Source organism: Anaerolineae bacterium, assembly GCA_013178015.1.
GTDB lineage: Bacteria > Chloroflexota > Anaerolineae > DRVO01 > DRVO01 > Ch71.
The window spans coordinates 1-18,352 of the sequence record JABLXR010000034.1 but is presented as its reverse complement, the minus strand read 5'-3'; the positions used below and the strand labels follow the sequence as shown (position 1 = coordinate 18,352).

The following is an 18,352-nucleotide window of genomic DNA, read 5'->3' as shown; positions in this document are numbered from 1 at the left end:
TTTGCCGGCTAGAGCGTCAGACCGCCCTCGGGCACGTATTGCCTCAGGTAACGGGCAGTGATCTCCAGTTCCTGCAGCAGATCGGCTTCCGTCTTGGTGCTCCCTGGGATGATCTCCGCCACCAGTATCTGCCGCCGAACCGGGGAGATGACCTGGCTCAGGGGGCTTTCGCCCGCTCTGTCGAAGCCCTCGGCGATGGCTTCCAGCACCTGGTCCATGCGGATGTGCCCCCGCCGGTTGTACTCGTCGGTGAAGGGCCAGTGGTGGCTGGCATCTGGGGTCGTCTGCTGCAGATGCACGACTTCGCAGAAGGGCGCCATCGCCCGAAGCCAGGCTCGATAGTCCACGTCCGCGCCCGAGAGCCCGTAGTGTGTGCCCGCCTGGTGGCCCACGTCCACCGTCAGGTAGACGGGCACGCCGGGCCGTCCCTCGTTGGCCCGCCGCAGAAACTCCTCTGCTCCCCGGATGGTCCAGGGACGTTCCGAAGGGATGTACATCTGCTCGTTGTACAGGGCGGCCAGGCCGGCCTCGGCAGCAGAGGCAGCCAGGCTGCGGAACTGGGCGATGGTGCGCTCCTCTACCGACCGGGCGCGGACCTCGTCCTGAAGGTTCTCGACCGAGATGGCGTCCCAGTGCCCGCCTACCCGCCGCGCACCCATGGCCAGTGCCAGGCCCATGCTCTGCCGGATCCATTCCGCCATCCGGGCCCGCACTGCCGGATGGCTGTGGGAGAGGCCGTGAAACCGGTGGGTGGCCACGCCGGTGTAGAGGTCCCACACAATGACGCCCTGCTGCCTGGCGGCTTCGGCCACGGCTTGGGCGGTCTCCACTTGGTAGGCGCGGTCCCCAGAGAAGAATGGGTCCAGGACGTCGGCGCAGAACTCATGATAGGGGTAGCCCAGCTCTGCCGTGAGGCGCATCCAGTTGTCGGGCTCCTCCCAGCGACGAGTGAGGAAGGCCCCGTTGACTCCGATGTCGAGGGTGACGCGGTCGGCCATCATGTCTCCTTGAGCACCGCTGATCGAGGCGGTCATGCTTGACGTTGGTTGATCAGGCGGCGGCGGTAGTGCTCGTCCTGCCGTCCTGCTATGCGGTCCACCTCGGCATGGGGAAGGAAACGCGGCCCACCGAGGGCATAGGTGCCCCAAAGGATGTCGAAGGCTTTGCAGGCCATGGCCGTAGTGGCCAGCACCTCGGCTGGTGAGTCGCCCAGGGCGATCAGGCCGTGGTTCTGGATCAGCACCACGCGGGGTGGCTGACCATGCTGCTTCAGGAATCGGCCCAGGGAGGCTCGGAACTCCTGCGCCAGGGTGACACCAGGGTCGCAGTAGGGCAGGTAGAGGGAAGCGGGGCCGCAACTGACGACCTCGTCGGGGAACAGCCGCCCCGAGACCGCCTCCTCGGCCATTCGGCTGCAGAGCACCCGGTTGACCGAAACTGGGTGAGTGTGCCCGACGAAGCGCGCCCCCGCCTCCCGGATGGCGATGGCATGGAGGAAAGTCTCCACACTCGGTCGGGGCGCGTCCGTCTCCATCTTGGCGGCCTGCAACGTCTCGGCCGCCAGCTCGTCGTCTGGGGGACGGCCGAGAGCCTCAAACAGAGGCTCGAAGGCGACCCGCACGAATCCGTCCGGCCCGATTTCGCGCAGCGAGTAGCCGCTCGCCTTGACCCAGAACGAGCCGTCGTCCTCTCGAGCGGCGGTGTTGCCCTCGCCCAGAATGACGTAGCCACGCTCGGGGTGGCCCAGCTGACGAGACATTTCCACCAGTGCTTCCAGACTTGCGGTCAACTTGCCCATAGGCGGCTCCGTTGGCTACGTTCGGCGCTGGACAGTATAGGCAGGCCCAAGGGGAGTGGCAACGGCGGCTGGGTGGCCCACCGGGCACGGCAACGACTGTGGCCGTTGGACGCCGCTAGCTCGCCGGTGCGACACTCCGGCATGTCCTCGCTAGAGTCAGTCGGGCATACTCGAGGTTCGCGGCCCGAGACACTGATTGGAGGGCATGACGGGACGGCCGGAGGAGGGAAGATGCAGCTGACTGAGAATGGCACAGTGGCAGACGCTCAGCGTCCGACGCGCCGCTCGCTCGGCCCTGGGGCGGTGGCGCTCTTCGCCGTCTATGTACTGCTGGCGCCGGCGGTTCTGTTTCTCACCTCGGGCGACTGGCGGTGGGGGATGGGCTGGGCTTACTCCATCACGGTCGTGGTTCTGTCCGTGGCCAGCCGAGGGGTCGCCTTCCTAGTGAATCGGGACCTGCTGGCTGAGCGAGCCCGGGGGGTTGGTGGAGAGGGCGTCAAGCCATGGGATCGCTTGCTCTCCCCCTTGACCGGCCTGGTTGGTCCGCTAGTGATCTGGGCGACGGCCGGGCTGGACCAGCGGCTCGGCTGGTCTGTGGATCTTGCCCTGGGGTTGCAGATCATGGCCCTGGCAGTCGTGGTCCTCAGTTACGGGGTGGGTACCTGGGCAATGGCCGTGAACCCGTTCCTGTCCGGTGGAGTGCGGATACAGGCCGAGCGGGGTCATAGGGTGGTGGACACGGGGCCCTACAGCTACGTTCGCCACCCCGGCTACGCCGCTGCGCTAATCTCGTACCTGGCCACACCGTTGGCGCTGGACTCGCTCTGGGGGCTGGCGCCGGGCCTGTTGACCGGTGCTCTTCTGGTGGTTCGGACGATTCTGGAGGACCAGACTCTGTCGGAAGAGCTGCCCGGGTACCGGCAGTACACCGAGAAGGTGCGTTACCGTCTGGTGCCCGGCGTGTGGTGACCGGCAGTGCCGCGCGGGCTTCGGGCGACAGTGGGCGGGCGGCGATAGGCGTGGATCTTGGCCTGGGGCAGGGAGGCACTCAGGGCGAGGCATCGCCTCTAGTCCTCCCTCGAGAAGCCCACGTCCGCACTGGCGGAGCTATAGCCTAGGCAGCGCTCCTAGGGGGCCTCTACCCCTCGCACCTTCGCCACTGTGGATCCACTTGGCAAGGATGCACCCCGGGCCCTGAAGGCTCAAAAGCGTTTTGACAGGGTGGGCCGCTGTGATATAATGCGGGCGCCCGCGGGCGTCTTGCTGGCGGCCGCGTGGCGTGCGCGCCAAGCGACGGAGCTAGTGGCGACTAGGGGGGGTGGGGCCTGGCCTCCCTCTCTTTTTGTGCGGTGGGGACGCTGGCGAGTGCTGCTTGATCCACGACAAGGATCTGGGCTTGGTGCTCGTTGGGGCCAATAGACCCAATTGGTTCAAGGAGGGCATGGAGTCATGCACGGTGTGGTAGGCGCTTCTGCCTTTGAGTCGACGGGGCTCTGGGCAGTAGTGGGGATAGCGCTGCTAGCGATGCTATACGCTGCTTTCCTCACCCGCCAGGTTCTTCGATGGGACAAAGGCACAGCTCGGATGCAGGAGATCTCGGACGCCATCAGCGAGGGCGCAAACGCATATCTGCGCCGGCAGTTCAGGGCCATCTTGTCCCTGATTGTGTTTCTCACGGTAGCCCTATACCTGACTGCCGCATTGGCCGACCGTGAAGCCTCCATCTCCATCGGTCGGGCGGCTGCCTTCCTGATGGGCTCTCTGTTCTCGGCCACAGTCGGCTTCCTGGGCATGAACATGGCGGTGCAGGGCAACGTCCGGGTGGCTTCGGCGGCCCGCACTAGCTTCCATGACGCGCTCAGGATCTCGTACCGTGCCGGTACCGTGACCGGCATGCTGACCGACGGCCTCGGTCTGCTGGGGGGCACCCTGATCTTCATTCTCTACGGTGCCAACGCCCCCGAGGTGCTGCTCGGGTTCGGTTTCGGAGGCACCCTACTGGCCCTGTTCATGCGCGTCGGCGGCGGAATATACACCAAGGCGGCTGACGTTGGGGCGGACCTGGTGGGCAAGGTTGAGCATGGCATCCCCGAGGATGACCCTCGAAACGCCGCCGTGATCGCCGACCTGGTAGGCGACAACGTAGGCGACTGCGCCGGCATGGCGGCAGATATCTTCGAGTCCTACGAAGTCACCATGGTGTCGGCGATGATCCTGGGTCTGGCGCTGTCTCCCGTAGGCGGGCCGGTGGACTTGCGCTGGATCGTGTTCCCCCTGCTGGTTCGGGGCATCGGTGTGGTTAGCTCGATCATTGGGACATACGCTGTGTCCTGGTGGCCGGTAGGCGAGGACGCCTTCAAGGCCATGGACTACAGCTACGACCTCTCCTCCGTCATTTCCACCGTGAGCTTCGGACTGCTGGCCCACTTCTACGTCGGCGACATGCGAGTCTTCTGGAGCACCGCGGCGGGTATCCTTCTCGCGGTGGGCTTCAACAAGTACACCAGCTACTTCACGCATCCCCATCGGACGCCAGTGCAGCGGATCGCGCACTCGGCCGAGACGGGCGCCGCGACGCTGCTGCTGCGTGGCATGGCTGTGGGGCTGGAGAGCTCGGTATGGGCCCTCATGATCATCGCCCTGACTATCTTTGCCTCCATCGTCATCTACGGTGGTGACCCCAATCCCACGTTCGTTCTCTATGGCGTAGCCATGGCCGGCATCGGTATGCTGACCCACACCGGTAACAACGTGTCCATGGATGTATTTGGGCCCATCTCTGACAACGCTCAGGGTATCACTGAGATGGCCGATCTGGACCCGCGGGCGCGCCAGATAATGACGGACCTCGACGCCGTGGGCAACACCACCAAGGCCATCACCAAGGGAATTGCCATCGCTTCGGCGGTGTTGGCAGCAGTTTCGCTGTTCGGGTCCTTTATCACCGACACCGCCATCATTCAGCGGGAGATGGTGGCTGCCGGCCAGTTGGCGGTGGATCAGGTGGTGCATGCTATTGACCTGGCAGATCCACGCGTCTTCGTGGGGCTGCTGGTAGGCGGGGCGGTGCCCTTCCTGTTCAGCTCGCTTGCCATCCTAGCCGTGGGCCGAGCGGCCGGCCTGGTGGTGAACGAGGTACGGCGCCAGTTCCGCATTCCGGGCCTGATGGAAGGAAAAGTCAAGCCCGAGTACGGCCGGGTGGTGGACATCGTCACCACCGCCGCTCAGCGTGAGCTGCTGAGCCTGGCGATCATTGCCATTTTCGTCCCGGTAGCGATTGGGTTCATCATGGGTGAGTGGGCACTGGGCGGCTTCAACGCCGGCATCATCGTGTCTGGCCAGCTTATGGCTGTGTTCCTGGCCAACACCGGTGGGGCGTGGGACAACGCTAAGAAGGTGATCGAGGATGGGCTGTTCGGCGGCAAGGGGACCCCTGAGCACGAGGCCTCGGTCATTGGTGACACGGTCGGGGATCCTTTGAAGGACACTGCCGGCCCGGCGCTGAACCCCATGATCAAGGTCGTGAACCTGGTGTCGCTGCTTATCCTGCCCATAATCGTGCGCGAGGGCGGGCGCTTCACCGCCATCACCGTGGTGATCTCGCTGGCCTGTCTGGCCCTGGTGGTGTGGGCGATCATGCGCAGCAAGCAGGAAGAGATGCCCGTCGTCGCCGAGGGCGCGCCAGTCGAGGCAGCTGTCGGCGGAGAGTGAGGCTTCACTCTCCACCATCTGCCAAGCCGATGACGATGAGGGAAAGGGCGGGGCCTGCAGGCCCCGCCCTTTCCTGCCTTCTCGATCAGTTGCTGTTGGGTCCTCTGGTGGGATGCTGTGTCGAGTGCTATAATCGCGCATCGCCATCGCGCCGCCGGTCGTGCCAGGAGGGAGCACTGCCGATGCCTCGAGACACCTTCGATCTTCAGCTAAGTGCTTTGCAGGATGCTCTGATGAGCATGGGCGGCATGGTAGACAGGGCCCTGGATCGGTCCGTGAAGGCTCTGGCTGAGAGGGACCTTGAGTTGGCTCGCCAGGTGATTGCCGATGATGCTCAGATCAACCGCGCCCAGCACGACATCGAGGAGCAGTGCATCGTCCTTCTGGCCACCCAGCAGCCTATGGCCAGGGACCTGCGGATCATTGTGGCCATTCTCAACATCGTGGTGGAGCTAGAGCGGATCGGCGACTATGCCGAGGGCATCGGCAAGATCGCCCTTCGCTTACTGGAGGAGCCGGAACTCAAGCCCCTCATTGATATACCCCGCATGGCTGCTGTGGCTCGGGAGCTCATAGGCGCGTCTCTGCGCTCCTTCGTGGCGCGGGATGCTGCCCTGGCGCGGATGGTGGCGGAGCGAGACGACGAGGTGGATGCTCTGACCGATCAGGTCTACCGGGAATTGCTCACTTACATGCTCGACGACCCCAAGACCATTGCGCGGGCCACACACCTCATGTGGGTGTCGCACAACCTGGAGCGCGCTGCCGATAGAGCCACCAACATCGCCGAGCGCGTGGTCCAGTTAGTCACCGGAGAGATCGAGGAGTTGAACCCTTGACGGCTGAACGAACTGCCCAACCTAGCGATCTGGCGCAGGCCCTGCACCTACTCTCGTGGTTGGACGAGGAACACCGACGCGATCGCGCTGAGATCGCCCGATTGCAGCAGCGTCTGGAGAGCCAGGCCACCGAGATCGGCGAGCAGGCACGCAGGATCCAAGACCTAGAAAGCCGCCTGGTAGCTGTTCAGGCACAACAAGTGCGCGTACCGGAGTTCGGTCGCCAGGCTGAGGCCCTGAAGCGCGAGTTCACCGGGATGATCGAGGCCCTCGAGGAGGAGCGGCGCCGAGGAGAGAGGGAAGCGGCCCGGTTGCGTATCGCCGATGTGGAGGCTCAAAGCCGGGCCTTAGCCGAACTGCGCAAACGGGTCGACCTTCTGCCCGAGCTGCAGGACCGGCTGGAGACGCGGCAGGCGGAGGACAGGCGGCTCTCCCAGGAGATCGTGGCTCTGCGCGAGAGGGTTACCGAGGTGTCCAAGGCCATCGGAGACTGGCCCATGCGGGCCGCGTATCTGGAGGAGCAGCGCATTCAGGACGCGAAGCGAATCGCTCAGCTGCAGCAGGAGGTGTCTGAGCTGTTCAAGCGGGTCGAGCCGTACCCCAGCCGGCTGGAGTTTCTCGAGGAGCAGATTCGCAAGGGTGCGGCTGACCTGGAAGAACTGCGCGGGACCATCCCGCAGATCAGCGAGAAGCATGCCGAGTTCGCCGGCAGGTATCTGCGCGACCATGCTGAAATCACTCGTCAGCTCACTGAGTGGGGGGAGAGGGTGCAGCAGTTTGAGCAGACCCTGGAGCGCTACTCCAGGGAGATGCGCACTTTCCGGGAAGCCCACGACGACACCCGTCGCTCGCTGGAGACTATAGCCCAGTTGGACGAGCGGCTGGCACGAGATGCTCACCAGATCGCCGAGGCCCAGCGAGTAGCTGAGGAACGCCAGCGGCGTGAGCTGGAGGAGTGGCAGGAGGAAGGCAACAAGCGCTGGTCCCGCCACGAGATGGAGTCCGCCCGGGCCATGGCGGACGTCCAGAACCGGCTGGACGACCTTGGCGAGCGCATCGCCAACCTGGCGGCCACTGTGGAGGCCATACATCCCGAGATCGAACGTCTGTGGCGGGCACTGGAGGTCGAGGCCGAGGCCTACCTCGAGGCGGCCCAGGAGCGCTTTGTGCTGGTGACCCGCCAGCGCGAGGGATAAGCGCCCTGTGGCCAGCGAGGCGCGATATCGGGTCGTCGCTACGGCCGGACACGTGGATCACGGCAAGTCCACGCTGGTGAAGGCTCTGACGGGAGTGGATCCGGACCGCCTCCGGGAGGAGCAGGAGCGCCAGATGACCATAGATCTGGGCTTCGGGTGGCTCGAGCTTCCGAGTGGCACGGTCGTCGGCATCGTGGATGTTCCTGGGCACCGCGACTTCGTCCACAACATGCTGGCAGGAGTGGGAGGCATAGACGCCGTCCTCCTTGTTGTGGCCGCCGACGAAGGCATCATGCCTCAGACCCGAGAGCACCTGGCTATCCTCGATCTCCTGCGGGTCGAGACCGGTCTGGTTGTCATAACCAAGGCGGACCTGGTGGATCTGGAGTGGCTGGAGCTCGTCCGGGAAGACGTGCGCGAAGGGCTAATGGGTAGCACCTTAGCCGGAGCTCCCATCCACGTGGTCAGCGCGACCACAGGAGCCGGCGTCGCGGAGTTGGTGGCCGCGCTTGACCGTACTCTGGCCCGGGTCTCCTGGGCGTCGGACGAGGGCCGCCCGCGCTTGCCCATTGACCGGGTGTTCACCCTGCGGGGTCACGGAACGGTGGTAACCGGGACGCTGACCGGGGGCACTCTTTCGGTGGGCGACCAGGCCACCATTCAGCCGTCTGGGGCCCGGGTGCGAGTGCGGGCACTGCAGACGCATGGGCGCTCGCTGGAGCGAGCCAGCCCCGGCAGTCGCACGGCAGCCAACGTAGTAGGTGTGCAGAAGGATGAGGTAGAGCGTGGGGAAGCCCTAGTAGTGGGCGGGTGGATGCACCCGAGCACCACTCTGGATGTCCAGGTTCGGCTGCTCCCACAGGCATCAAGGCCCGTGTCTCATGCCGATGAGGTCCACTTCTTCTGTACTACTTTCGACTGCGTGGCGCGCCTGCGCCTGCTGGAGGGTGACGTGTTGGCGCCGGGGGAGGAGCAGTGGGCACAAGTGCTGTGCAGCCGACCGGCTCCGCTTACCCACGGCGATCGGTTCATACTGCGCAGCCTGTCGCCCTCAGAGACCATCGGGGGCGGCACCATCGTGGATGCACACCCGGGCCGTCGTCACCGGCGGAGAGACCCCGAGGTGCTTGGCTGGCTGGCGGCGTTGCAGGCTGCGGACAAGGCCGGCCAGGCAGTACTGAAGCTACACCGGGCCGGGCTGATGACGGTGGAGGCGCTGGGAGCGGCACTGGACCTGACAGTGTCGCAGGCCGGTGAGTTGGCCCGCAGCCTGGTGAGTGACGGTCGGGCTGTCTTGGTTACCGACAGCGGGTCGCCGGAGTCGAGCGTGGTCGCGGAAGTCTCGGCTTGGGAGCGCATGACCGCGCAGGCTCTGGCGGAAGTCAGCCGATATCACGAGCAGCACCACCTGCGCCCCGGCATGCCGCGGGAAGAGCTAAGGCGCCGACTCCGACTGCGGCAAGCTCCCTTCGCCGCCGCCCTGGACCGTTGGCTGGCGACCGGGCAGCTTGCGACCGAGGGCGACCGGGTCAAGCTCCCTGAGTGGCAGGTGGTGATGACCTCGGAGGAACGGGCTCGGGCTGGGCGGTGGATCGCCCGCTTGCGCGAGGCGGGCGCCAGTGGCGTCACTCTCGCCGATCTGGGCGCCGACCCCGAGGACGACCTTCTGCATGCTCTGATGGCGCAGGGGGAGGTGCGCAGGCTGCCGGACGACGTGCTGATAGCCGGCGAAGTGTATGCCGCCGCCGTGAGGAAGGTCACAGACCTGCTTCGGGCCACCGGAGGGGCGACTGTGGCCGAGGTGCGCGACGCGCTCTCCAGCAACCGGCGGGCCACCCTAGCCCTGCTGGCGGATCTTGACGACGCCGGCATCACCCGCCGACAGGGCGACCTCCGCGTGCCTGGCCGCCGCTTTCCCAACCAGGAGGGCTGAGCTCCGGCGACGTGTCTGAAGGCGTGGGCCCACCGGGTGTAGCCGGCTGGGGCTGGGCATAGCCCCATAGGCATCGCGAGTGGCAGGAAGCGCGGATGCCGACCACACGTCTCTAGCATCCCAGACGGAGCCGGTCCGATCCCCGGAGTGTGCCCGCTCAGGCGGTTGGGGTCGCGACGCTCGCCTTCACAGCTCGGCGCCTATGGTCCTGAAGATGGCGTCGAGTTCCTCGTCCGAGTAGAAGTGGATGACCAACCGCCCTCCGCGGCGGCCACGCACTAAGTCCACCCTGGTCCCAAGCCTGGATCGCAGAGCCGCCACCAGAGACTCGTTCTCCGCTTCCACAACCGGATCATGAGCGTCTCGGCGCACACTGGGGCTTCGCCCGGGAGACTCGGACGCCAGCTGCCGCACCAGTTCCTCAGTCTGGCGGACGGAGAGTCCCCTACGACAGACCTCGGAAGCCACGGCGGTGGCATCGGTGGAGGGAGGGAGACCAAGGAGCGCGCGGGCGTGTCCCTCTGTGAGTCGGTCCTCGAGCAGGAGCTGAAGGACTGCCTCCGGGAGCTTGAGCAGCCTCAGCGAATTGGCCACCGCCGAACGGCTCTTGCCTACGCGCTCGGCCAGTTGCTCCTGCGTTAGGCCGAAGTTCTCCAGGAGTTCGTGGTAGGCGCGGGCCTCCTCGACCGGGTTCAGGTCCTCGCGCTGGAGGTTCTCGACCAGGGCAACCTCGAGTGACTCGCGTTCGTCCAGTTCGCGTACGATGGCGGGCAGTCGTTCCAGGCCTGCCAAGAGGGCAGCGCGCCAGCGGCGCTCGCCGGCCACCAGCCGATAGCAGGCACCATCCGGAGTCGGGCTAGGAAGTGGCGTCACGAGTACAGGCTGAAGGACGCCATGCTGCCTGATCGAGTCGGCCAGTTCCGCCAGCTTCTCGTCATCGAAGCCTCGCCGTGGTTGGTGCGGCCCTGGGCAGATGGCGGCAGTCGGTATCTCCTGAGAGGCATCGGCCGCCTGCGGCAGCAGGGCGGAGAGCCCTCGCCCCAGGGCCTTCCTTCGTTCAGGCATCCTGTGTCTCCCTGTGTGCTGGCACCCCTAGCCGCGCCAGCAGTTCCTCCGCCACCAGGGCATACGAGAGGGCCCCGGCGGAGCTTGGGGCATGGCCGAACACGCTGACCCCTCGGCTGGGAGCCTCGCTGAGTCGAACCGAACGCGGGATCGCCTCCCGGAACACGAGGCCGGGAAAGTAGCGCCGCACTTCCTGCACTACTTCGGCCGAGAGATTGGTGCGCGCATCGTACATGGTCATGAGGATGCCCACCACACGCATACCTCGGTTGAAGCGCAGTCGCACCGCCTCCAATGTCTCCATCAGGCGCGAGAGTCCCTCCAGGGGCAGGTATTCCGTCTGCACGGGGACCAGCACGCCGCTGGAAGCCGCCACGAGGGCATTGACGGTAAGCAGGCTGAGGCTGGGAGGGCAGTCGATCAGAGTGACGTCGTATTCGCGCTCCACCCCTTCGAGAGCTTCCTTAAGGCATGACTCCCTGCCCGGCAGGTTCACCAGCTCCACCTCTGCGCCCGCCAGGTCTGGCCCCGAGGGAAGAAGGCTCAGCCCGGACGTGGCGGTGGGCAGGATCACCTCCCGAGCGGTCACTCGGCCGGACAGAAGGTGATACACGTTCCGCTCTACCTGACGGGGGTCCACTCCCACGCTGCTCGTAGCGTTCGCCTGCGGATCGAAGTCCAGCAACAATGCGGAGAGCCCGAGGCGAGCCATGGCTGCGGAGAGGTTGACCGCCGTAGTGGTCTTGCCTACACCGCCCTTCTGGTTGGCTACGGCGACGATTCTACCTGCCGGCATATGGGAGACGCTGTCTCTCCAGCCAGGCCTCCACCTGTTCCCGCGAGGGGATGGCGGAGATGCCTGGACCCTCGACGGACATTGAGCCGGCTGCATTGCCGAACCCGGCGGCAGCGAATGGGTCGCCGGTCTCGTGCAGCCTGATGAAGAACGCGGCCGCGAACACATCGCCCGCGCCGGTGGGGTCTACCTCCTTTGCCTCCCGAGTGTCGAGGTGGTGGGCGGCTCCCCGAAGGTAGAGAGTGCAGCCACGATAGCCCCGGGTGACCACCGTCACAGGGCAGTGTCGCGCGTAGTACCCGATCAGGTCCGTCTCGTTGCCCACGTCCTCTTGGCTCAGTACCAGCGCCTGCGCCCTGGCCAGGCGGGCCGGCGCTGGCATCCATCGGGTTGGCCCGACTCTGCCCTCATGATCCCAGGTGCGCAGCCACCCCTGGGGGGTAAGGCCCAGAGTAGTGAGCCGGGGAAAGACGCCCGTGAACTCCTCGCTCACTTCGCGGGCCACCGGCCCCAGGTGGGCGATGTCGGGGTGGCGCCAGCCGGCCGGCAGGTGCGCCGGCGCCAGAGGCGTCGCCACCGAGAGAAGGCGCTGCTCGCGCCCCCTGGGCGTGTACACATTGTGAAACACAGTAGACTTAGCCGACTCCACCAGGACCAGGTCGCCCGGCCGAGTCAGCTCCTCCAGTGCTGGCGCCACCGATGGGGCAGCGGCTGTCAAGACCCGCACCCGGCAGCCCAGTCGAGCCGCCGTCACAGCTGAGTAGGTCGCGGTGCCCCCCAAAACGAAGCTGCCGTCGGCCACATCCTGGGTGACGTGACCGATGACGAGGTAAGTGAGCGCGGCCAAGTTGGCTAGCTGCGGACCGGGACTATGGTGACGCGGCGGTTCTCGTCCTCTCCCTGGCTTTCGGTCCTGACGCCGTCAAAGTCGCGGAGGGCGATGTGGACGATGCGCCTCTCTGCCGGGGGCATGGGTTCTAGTTCCTGCACCTTGCCAGTCTCGACGGCCATTTGCGCCATCCGCACAGCCAAGCGCCGGAGCGACTCCTCACGCTTCTTCCGGTAGTCATCCACGTCAACGATCAGGTTGATCCACTTGTGCAGCTGATGGCTAGCCATCATGCGAGTCAGGAACTGGAGGGCAGAGAGTGTCTCGCCCCGGCGGCCGATCAGGATTCCCAGGTTCCTGCCGACGATGTTCAGCCGGAGGGGCTGATCCTCCGTAGGCAGCTCAACCTGCACCCGAGCGCGGATGCCCATGCGCCGCACCATCTCTTGGAGCAGGCGCGCCGCGACGTCGGCTTCCTGATCGGGGGCAAGCTCCTCCGGTTCCTCCGGTTCCTCCTCGTTCTCAGGCGGCTTCTCCGCTTCACTGGCCAGAGTGGGCTCGACAGCCCGTCTCGGGTGCTGCCGAGGTGGCGCTGGTGCCCGTTTGGGCGTCACCCTCACGCGGGCTTGGCCAGGCCGGAACCCCAGGAGCGTCCGGGCGCCATCGGAGAGGATCTGTATGTCCACCTGATCCCGGCGAAGCTGCAGGTGTTCGAGTCCTTTCTGCACTGCCTCGTCTAGGGTGCGACCTACAACCTCAACTCCTTCGTCGCTTCCTACCATTTCGCGTTCTCTTCCTTGGTGTCTGGCGTGGCACTCTGGGCGATTCGGAGCCAGCCTCGCCCGCTGCGGGAACGGCTCCCTGTTGCTCATCTTCGGCTGCCTTCCCCGACGAAACCCCGGCCACAGCGCGTGTACCCATGCCACCAAGCAGATACTGCTGTATCATGGTAAACACATTGTTTGTGACCCAATACAGCGCCAGTCCAGATGGGAACGTAAGGGCGAAGAAGCCGAACATAAAGGGCATGAACATCATGGCGCTGTTCATGGCCCCCTGGCTCTGGCCGGAGGAGGGCGGGGACATCAGCTTCTGCGTCACCAACTGAGTCACCACGGTCAGGATCGGGAGCACCAGGTAAGCGGCCAGGTGACCCCACCCGGCCCAGGCCGACCCACCGGGCCACAACCATTGGGTGCCGACCTGGGTATTGGGGAAGGACAGGTCCGGAATCCACAGGAAGCCACCGGTGAGCAGCCCGGCATTGGCGAGGCTGATCAGGGCTTGGTAGAGGCCGATCCAGACTGGCAACTGGATGAGAGAGGGAAGGCACCCCCCCATGGGGTTGACGCCCGCCTCGCGGTACAGATTCATCTGCTCCTGGGCCAGTTTCTCCTTATTCCCGGCGTACTTCTTCTGCAGAGCCTGCAGCTGAGGCTGCAGTTCCTGCATCTTCTTCGTGGATTCCGTCTGCCGGATGGCGAGAGGCAGGGTGATGAGCTTGATGATGAGGGTGAAAGCAACAATAGCGAAACCCCAGGCATAGGGGATGCCCACAGCCGCCAGGCTCTGGGCGATAAACCTCAGCGCCTCCGAAAGCGGCCCAACAACGAGCGTCTGCCACATATGGCTATGAGTCCTCCAGCGACCTGCACGGTCGGGACAGTACTACGGCACCGGATCGTATCCCCCCGGGTTCCACGGATGACAGCGACTTAGCCGCTTCAGCGCCAGGCTGGTGCCTCGCCATGGGCCGTAACGGGTGATGGCCTGCTCGGCGTACAGGGAGCAGCTCGGGTAGAATCGGCACGAAGGCGGTAGGGCAGGGCTCACGAAGCGCCGGTAGAGCGCTATAAGATTGAGAAGAAGCGCTCGGCTAGCTCCCGTCACCCAAGATGCCGGCCTGGCGTGCGAGGGCCTCCAGGGACTGTCTGATCTCATGATAGCTCGAGCCAACCGCTTTCCTTGTCGCGATAGCGACCACGTCAAAGCCGCCCGCCATGTCCGCGCACAGCTGTCTCGATGCCTCTCTAAGGAGGCGCCGCACGCGGTTTCGCACTACTGCCTTTCCCAGTCGTCTACTGGTGATGAACCCGAATCGTGTGACTTCGAGGCCGTTGGGCCTCACCAATAGAACCAGGCGCGCATCCCTGTAGGCCTTTCCCGTCTGGCGCACCCGGTTGAAGTCCACTGCGCTGGTTATGCGCCGTGAACGGTGCACGCTCAGACTGAGTTGCGAGAGGGCCCCACAGTGAGCCGATATCTGCCCTTGAGTCTCCTGGCCTTGAGGACCCTGCGGCCCCCTTGAGTCGTCATGCGGCTTCTGAACCCGTGTCGCCGCAAGCGACGACGCGTCTTGGGCTGGTAGGTGCGCTTTGGCATGCGATTCCTCGATCCGAAGTGCGTATAGACCGAAACATTATAGCGCGGTGGGCAGGTTGGTGCAAAGCAGGTCGCTCAGTGGAGGGCGAGCGCAGGCAGTGGGCCTGAGGCGCTTGTCACCGAGCCGTGAGTGGTCCCAGGCGCGGGCGTGCGCTTGCCCGTCGAGCAGCGGGGCGGCAGAGAGGCGGACGGCTATGGCCTGGTCAGGGCTCAGGCACCATCTCCAGAAGCTCCTCGAAGGTGGATATGCCCCGCGCCGCGGCCACGAACTCCCTCAGGCTTCCAGACTGAGCGCGGAGCTTTCGCAGCCGAGGCAGGATGGGGTCGTCGGCCGGGGCTGCAGGACCAGTGCGGTAGGAACCGTGGAAGGCAAAGTAGGCCTGATTGAGCCGTCGAATGAAATGACCGTGCTCCACGAAGAGAACTCTGCGTTCCTCCATATACCGCTCGGCCTCCTCCACCTGGCCCTGGGCCAACAGCTCGTCCACCCGCTCCCGCGTCAGGCGCATCTCACGCCCGAAATCGAACGTGGACTCTGCCTTCGCCCCTGGAGGGAGCTCGCTACCATCCCACTGTCTGGAGTCATGGATCTGCTCGCGTGCCAACTCGGGATAGAAGCGGCGCATGGCGAGTGCGCCCAACTCGTCTCCGAGGATGGTGGCCAGCGTCTCGTTGATCGCGGTCATCTCGGGACTGTCGTAGTAGGCACGACCAACGGGGAAGGCGACCAGGTATACGTGGGCCCATTCGTGCGCTATTGTAGAGAGTATCCACTCCAGTCCAGCCGCATCTACGAGCATGGCAGGCCAGGTAGAGAAACCTCCGGTGCCCGCCACCAGGGCGCTGGTGTTGGGCAGGCCTGCCTCGAGGGCAGCCTCGATCGCTTCGCGCTCGCTGAGGGTTGTCTCGGGCTCAAGGTAGACCCCCATGCGCAAGCGGATCTCGTCCCGAGGAGATAGCACCAAGTAGGCGGGAGGCTCGACGAAGTCGAAGGCCGGTGGCGGCAATGGGGTGCCGAGCCAACCTAGACCCTCGTCGGCGATTACGGCCGACACCTGCGTCTCCAGGATGCGCTCCACTTGCAGCCGGCGCTCCTGCTGAGCAGCCCGTAACGCTGCAATCTGCCGCTCTAGGGAAGCTATGGTCGCCGAAGCGGCTGCCGAGCCCCCCTCCAAGGCTGCTGTCCGCTCGCACTCCCGCTGCAGGCGCGCCAGGATCTGTGCCACCTCAAGGTACTGGAGCACCAGCATCTGGGCGCTGGGCCCCTCGGCGACCACCGTGGGCACGGTTATACGCCCAGCCAGCTCTACCGGTACGGCCCGCAGCTCCCAGCGTACCAGGTCAAACTCCCGCGAGCCAACCACCTCTCGGACGCGCTCTGCGTAGCTGGGCTCGGCGCTGCTCCCGAGAGCGCAAGAAGCCAGCAGGAGCGACGCCAGAGCTAATGCGGCTGCCAAGAACGCCCGGAAGCCGGATATCCTGTATACCAACCGCCGGCGCCGGGAACTGCAGCTAATCAGCCTCACTTGTGCACCGCGATCACTCTCATGCGACTACTGCGCTACCTCTCCTGCCCAGATTCTAGCCTGCGACGGAGGATCAGGCCCATTTGCGAGACCTCCGGACCGAGGCACAGGGTGTGATCATTGATCCCAGTCAGGTCCTGCGCTGCGCCGACGACGAACGACATGCCGACTGGCCGTGGAGGCAGTGCCGCTGGCCCTGGGAGGCTCTGCGCGCTGCCCCTCGGGAACGGGCCGGCTCCGGCAGAGGCCTCGGGCCTGCTTCTCGAGAGAGACCCAGCGAGCTGACGACTTCGCAGCGACAGCTTTGCCCCGTCGGCCTGCTACGGCCGGCGAATCACCAGAGCCCCGATGGCCTGGCCGGTCTGGATCTCCGCCCTGACGGAAGCTGCCGCGTAGCCCGGGGTCACGTACTCGTCCTCGTCGTCCTCGCCGACCAGAGCCAGGTCGCCCTCGACCCTGGTAGTGGCGAGGCCGGTGTCAGCGGCCACGCGGGCCTCGATACCAGCAGGCAGCACCACCTCGGTCCGACCGATCCCGCCGGTGATGCGCGCCCTCAGGGTGGGGACCGCCGGGAGGGTGACCAGGCACTCGCCCACACCAACCGAGACCTCAAGCGAGCGAACCTGGAGGCCGCTCAGATCCAGGCGGCACTGCCCTGCGCCCAGGTCCAGGTCAAGGTCCAGGGGCACGCCCGAAGTCAGGACCAGGTCCCACTCAGGGAGCGGGCTTATGGGCCAGAGCGACGCGACCTCGCCGGAACGGGTAAGAGAAAGGCGAGCGCTTTTCTCGGCTATCTCGAGGGTGGCTGCTAGGTCCTGCCCGGGATCGGGCGTGATGGCTCCGCCCAGTAGAGTAGCCGGCTCAGTGGACTCCTGGATGAGCACGGTGGCGGCGCCAGGGCTCAGAGAGACTGAGGCAGCGCCGGCATCATCCAGGACGTACGCCACCGACCGCGACGGGCGCCCCACCGCAGTCTCTGCCTCTCGGGCAGATACCCAGATACCTGCCGCGACCAGGGCGACGCCGAGCGCCGCCGAGAGCAACAGGCGCAGGTAGGTGGTCCGCCCCACGGCGAGATCGAGCCCGAGAGCCACGACGACCAGCGGCCATGCGCGTGAGATCACTGGCAGGACGGGCCAGGCGACCAGCCCAGTCTGTCGGGCCAGCAGCGCTGCCCCGACCACGGTGACCACCACGGCAGTGGCCATCCTGCGGTTCTCCGCCGCCAGGTTGATGCCGATGGACAACACCAGGATCGGTAGGGCGAGAAGGATGATTCGCCACAGGTCCCATTCCTCGCCGCTGGCGTTCACGAGGAGAGCGGCCACTCCGATCAGTATGAGGAAGACAGGCAGGAAGATGTCCGTGCCCCGCTGGCGCGGCCTGGTGCTCATACCTCACCTCCGACGTCGCTACTGACCCGGTCATGGCACCGGTTACGCTACCACGGTGCTCCCTGCATCATAGCGCGAGCGGGCTGCTGTGGCGACCCGGATGCAGGCGGGGTGGTGTGGCTCCCGGGCAGCGCCGCAGCGCCGCCGCAGGCGGCGTGCGGCGGAGGCCGCGGACGGGCGCCGGAGCCAGAACCCATGCAGAGCATGAGAGCTTACGGGGGGTATTACCGTGCAGGAGGGTTGGCCAACGGCTCTCAGGGCAGGCTCTTTGGCTGGCTGCGAGGACATGGTGGTGGCGTCCAAGTCCCTTCTGAGGGGTCAACACCCCCAGACGCGGCGGTGGCTTGCAGGCAGGGCGCGCGTGGAGACCCGTACTCCTCGATAGCAGTGGTTCTGGCATGCAGTCGAGGCTTGCTCTCAGGGTGTCAGCGCAGCGAAGGCCCTTGGCGGCAGTGGTAGTCGGAATCCGCCCCCCCGATCTGGAGCCGTCACGCGCCCAGGTTGACAATCGTGGTGGGCGCTGATAGCCTTCTTTTCACCTCCAAGCGACCCTGTAGAGGCGCGACGCGGCATCGTGTGCCGCCGAAGTCCTCCAGGGTCGCCCGCCTTTTCCGGGGCGGGGCGGTCTGCAAGGGGAGCTTCAGTGTCTGCGAGCAAGAGCCAGTACCCATACGTGCCGGCTGGTTGTGCCACTGGCGGCGTGCTGGACGAATCAGGGGGGATGGTGCCGGGCCAGGTGATCGGCGACCTGATGGCGGCCATGCACGACCGAAGCAATGGGCTGGGAGGAGGCTTCGCCGCCTATGGCATCTACCCCGAGATGGCCGATTCCTATGCCATTCACGTTATCTACGACCGCGACGACCACCGCAGCGCAGTGGAG

18 protein-coding genes are annotated in these 18,352 nt (G+C 65.7%); 6 read left to right on the top strand and 12 right to left on the bottom strand.

The genetic code is table 11. From position 1 onward, the window contains the following. Positions 1–8 precede the first annotated feature (8 nt). A complete protein-coding gene (locus tag HPY83_13620) occupies positions 9–998 on the bottom strand; it encodes a sugar phosphate isomerase/epimerase (GenBank protein ID NPV08987.1) in 990 nt (329 codons plus the stop codon). A gap of 32 nt (positions 999–1,030) precedes the next feature. Beyond that, a complete protein-coding gene (locus HPY83_13615) occupies positions 1,031–1,798 on the bottom strand; it encodes a class II aldolase (GenBank protein ID NPV08986.1) in 768 nt (255 codons plus the stop codon). A 231-nt stretch (positions 1,799–2,029) separates the two neighbouring features. Here HPY83_13615 and HPY83_13610 point away from each other — a divergent pair, with 231 nt between their 5' ends. The 5 genes from HPY83_13610 (at position 2,030) to selB (ending at position 9,477) form a co-directional block, all read left to right on the top strand. After that, positions 2,030–2,767, top strand: a complete 738-nt coding sequence (locus HPY83_13610) for an isoprenylcysteine carboxylmethyltransferase family protein (GenBank protein ID NPV08985.1) — start codon at positions 2,030–2,032, stop codon at positions 2,765–2,767. Positions 2,768–3,256: 489 nt separating this feature from the next. Further along, a complete protein-coding gene (locus HPY83_13605) occupies positions 3,257–5,509 on the top strand; it encodes a sodium-translocating pyrophosphatase (protein ID NPV08984.1) in 2,253 nt (750 codons plus the stop codon). Positions 5,510–5,691: 182 nt separating this feature from the next. Further along, positions 5,692–6,348: a phosphate signaling complex protein PhoU gene (phoU, locus tag HPY83_13600; protein ID NPV08983.1), complete on the top strand. Its 657-nt coding sequence runs from the start codon at positions 5,692–5,694 to the stop codon at positions 6,346–6,348. Continuing rightward, positions 6,345–7,544 carry a hypothetical protein gene (locus HPY83_13595; protein NPV08982.1) on the top strand — a complete coding sequence of 400 codons (1,200 nt, stop codon included), beginning with the start codon at positions 6,345–6,347 and terminating at the stop codon, positions 7,542–7,544. The genes phoU and HPY83_13595 overlap by 4 nt, the downstream gene beginning before the upstream one ends. Positions 7,545–7,551: 7 nt before the next feature. Then, on the top strand, positions 7,552–9,477 hold the full coding sequence (selB, locus tag HPY83_13590) for a selenocysteine-specific translation elongation factor (GenBank protein ID NPV08981.1): 1,926 nt from the start codon (positions 7,552–7,554) through the stop codon (positions 9,475–9,477). A gap of 186 nt (positions 9,478–9,663) precedes the next feature. On the opposite strand, the gene HPY83_13585 is transcribed toward selB, so the two are convergent. The 10 genes from HPY83_13585 to HPY83_13540 form a co-directional block, all read right to left on the bottom strand. Next, on the bottom strand, positions 9,664–10,542 hold the full coding sequence (locus tag HPY83_13585) for a ParB/RepB/Spo0J family partition protein (GenBank protein NPV08980.1): 879 nt from the start codon (positions 10,540–10,542) through the stop codon (positions 9,664–9,666). Next, entirely contained in the window at positions 10,535–11,338 is an 804-nt protein-coding gene (locus tag HPY83_13580) for a ParA family protein (GenBank protein ID NPV08979.1), read from the bottom strand. Before HPY83_13580 ends, HPY83_13585 begins: the two co-directional genes overlap by 8 nt. Further along, complete coding sequence (locus HPY83_13575) at positions 11,325–12,185, bottom strand: ribokinase (protein ID NPV08978.1); 861 nt, start codon at positions 12,183–12,185, stop codon at positions 11,325–11,327. The genes HPY83_13580 and HPY83_13575 overlap by 14 nt, the downstream gene beginning before the upstream one ends. Before the next feature lie 5 nt (positions 12,186–12,190). Beyond that, positions 12,191–12,949, bottom strand: coding sequence for a protein jag (locus HPY83_13570; protein NPV08977.1), 759 nt, complete (start codon positions 12,947–12,949; stop codon positions 12,191–12,193). Beyond that, positions 12,924–13,793: a YidC/Oxa1 family membrane protein insertase gene (locus HPY83_13565; GenBank protein ID NPV08976.1), complete on the bottom strand. Its 870-nt coding sequence runs from the start codon at positions 13,791–13,793 to the stop codon at positions 12,924–12,926. Before HPY83_13565 ends, HPY83_13570 begins: the two co-directional genes overlap by 26 nt. Before the next feature lie 42 nt (positions 13,794–13,835). Continuing rightward, positions 13,836–14,108, bottom strand: coding sequence for a membrane protein insertion efficiency factor YidD (gene yidD, locus HPY83_13560; GenBank protein NPV08975.1), 273 nt, complete (start codon positions 14,106–14,108; stop codon positions 13,836–13,838). After that, positions 14,044–14,358, bottom strand: a complete 315-nt coding sequence (gene rnpA / locus HPY83_13555) for a ribonuclease P protein component (protein ID NPV08974.1) — start codon at positions 14,356–14,358, stop codon at positions 14,044–14,046. The genes yidD and rnpA overlap by 65 nt, the downstream gene beginning before the upstream one ends. 32 nt (positions 14,359–14,390) lie before the next feature. Beyond that, positions 14,391–14,549: a 50S ribosomal protein L34 gene (gene rpmH / locus HPY83_13550; protein ID NPV08973.1), complete on the bottom strand. Its 159-nt coding sequence runs from the start codon at positions 14,547–14,549 to the stop codon at positions 14,391–14,393. A gap of 203 nt (positions 14,550–14,752) precedes the next feature. Next, positions 14,753–16,039 carry a hypothetical protein gene (locus HPY83_13545; protein ID NPV08972.1) on the bottom strand — a complete coding sequence of 429 codons (1,287 nt, stop codon included), beginning with the start codon at positions 16,037–16,039 and terminating at the stop codon, positions 14,753–14,755. Positions 16,040–16,395: 356 nt separating this feature from the next. Then, entirely contained in the window at positions 16,396–17,469 is a 1,074-nt protein-coding gene (locus HPY83_13540) for a hypothetical protein (protein ID NPV08971.1), read from the bottom strand. 643 nt (positions 17,470–18,112) lie between these two features. On the opposite strand from HPY83_13540, the gene HPY83_13535 reads away from it, so the two are divergent. Continuing rightward, the coding region (locus HPY83_13535) for a hypothetical protein (protein ID NPV08970.1) at positions 18,113–18,352 on the top strand (240 nt) is incomplete at its 3' end.

Excerpts from the sequence above, each read along its gene's own strand:
- HPY83_13585 (NPV08980.1), bottom strand. The coding sequence starts at position 10,542 with ATGCCTGAACGAAGGAAGGCCCTGGGGCGAGGGCTCTCCGCCCTGCTG.
- HPY83_13580 (NPV08979.1), bottom strand. The coding sequence starts at position 11,338 with ATGCCGGCAGGTAGAATCGTCGCCGTAGCCAACCAGAAGGGCGGTGTA.
- HPY83_13620 (NPV08987.1), bottom strand. The coding sequence starts at position 998 with ATGGCCGACCGCGTCACCCTCGACATCGGAGTCAACGGGGCCTTCCTC.
- yidD (NPV08975.1), bottom strand. The coding sequence starts at position 14,108 with ATGAGATCAGACAGTCCCTGGAGGCCCTCGCACGCCAGGCCGGCATCT.
- HPY83_13615 (NPV08986.1), bottom strand. The coding sequence starts at position 1,798 with ATGGGCAAGTTGACCGCAAGTCTGGAAGCACTGGTGGAAATGTCTCGT.
- rpmH (NPV08973.1), bottom strand. The coding sequence starts at position 14,549 with ATGCCAAAGCGCACCTACCAGCCCAAGACGCGTCGTCGCTTGCGGCGA.
- HPY83_13570 (NPV08977.1), bottom strand. The coding sequence starts at position 12,949 with ATGGTAGGAAGCGACGAAGGAGTTGAGGTTGTAGGTCGCACCCTAGAC.
- HPY83_13565 (NPV08976.1), bottom strand. The coding sequence starts at position 13,793 with ATGTGGCAGACGCTCGTTGTTGGGCCGCTTTCGGAGGCGCTGAGGTTT.
- phoU (NPV08983.1), top strand. The coding sequence starts at position 5,692 with ATGCCTCGAGACACCTTCGATCTTCAGCTAAGTGCTTTGCAGGATGCT.
- HPY83_13610 (NPV08985.1), top strand. The coding sequence starts at position 2,030 with ATGCAGCTGACTGAGAATGGCACAGTGGCAGACGCTCAGCGTCCGACG.
- HPY83_13540 (NPV08971.1), bottom strand. The coding sequence starts at position 17,469 with ATGAGCACCAGGCCGCGCCAGCGGGGCACGGACATCTTCCTGCCTGTC.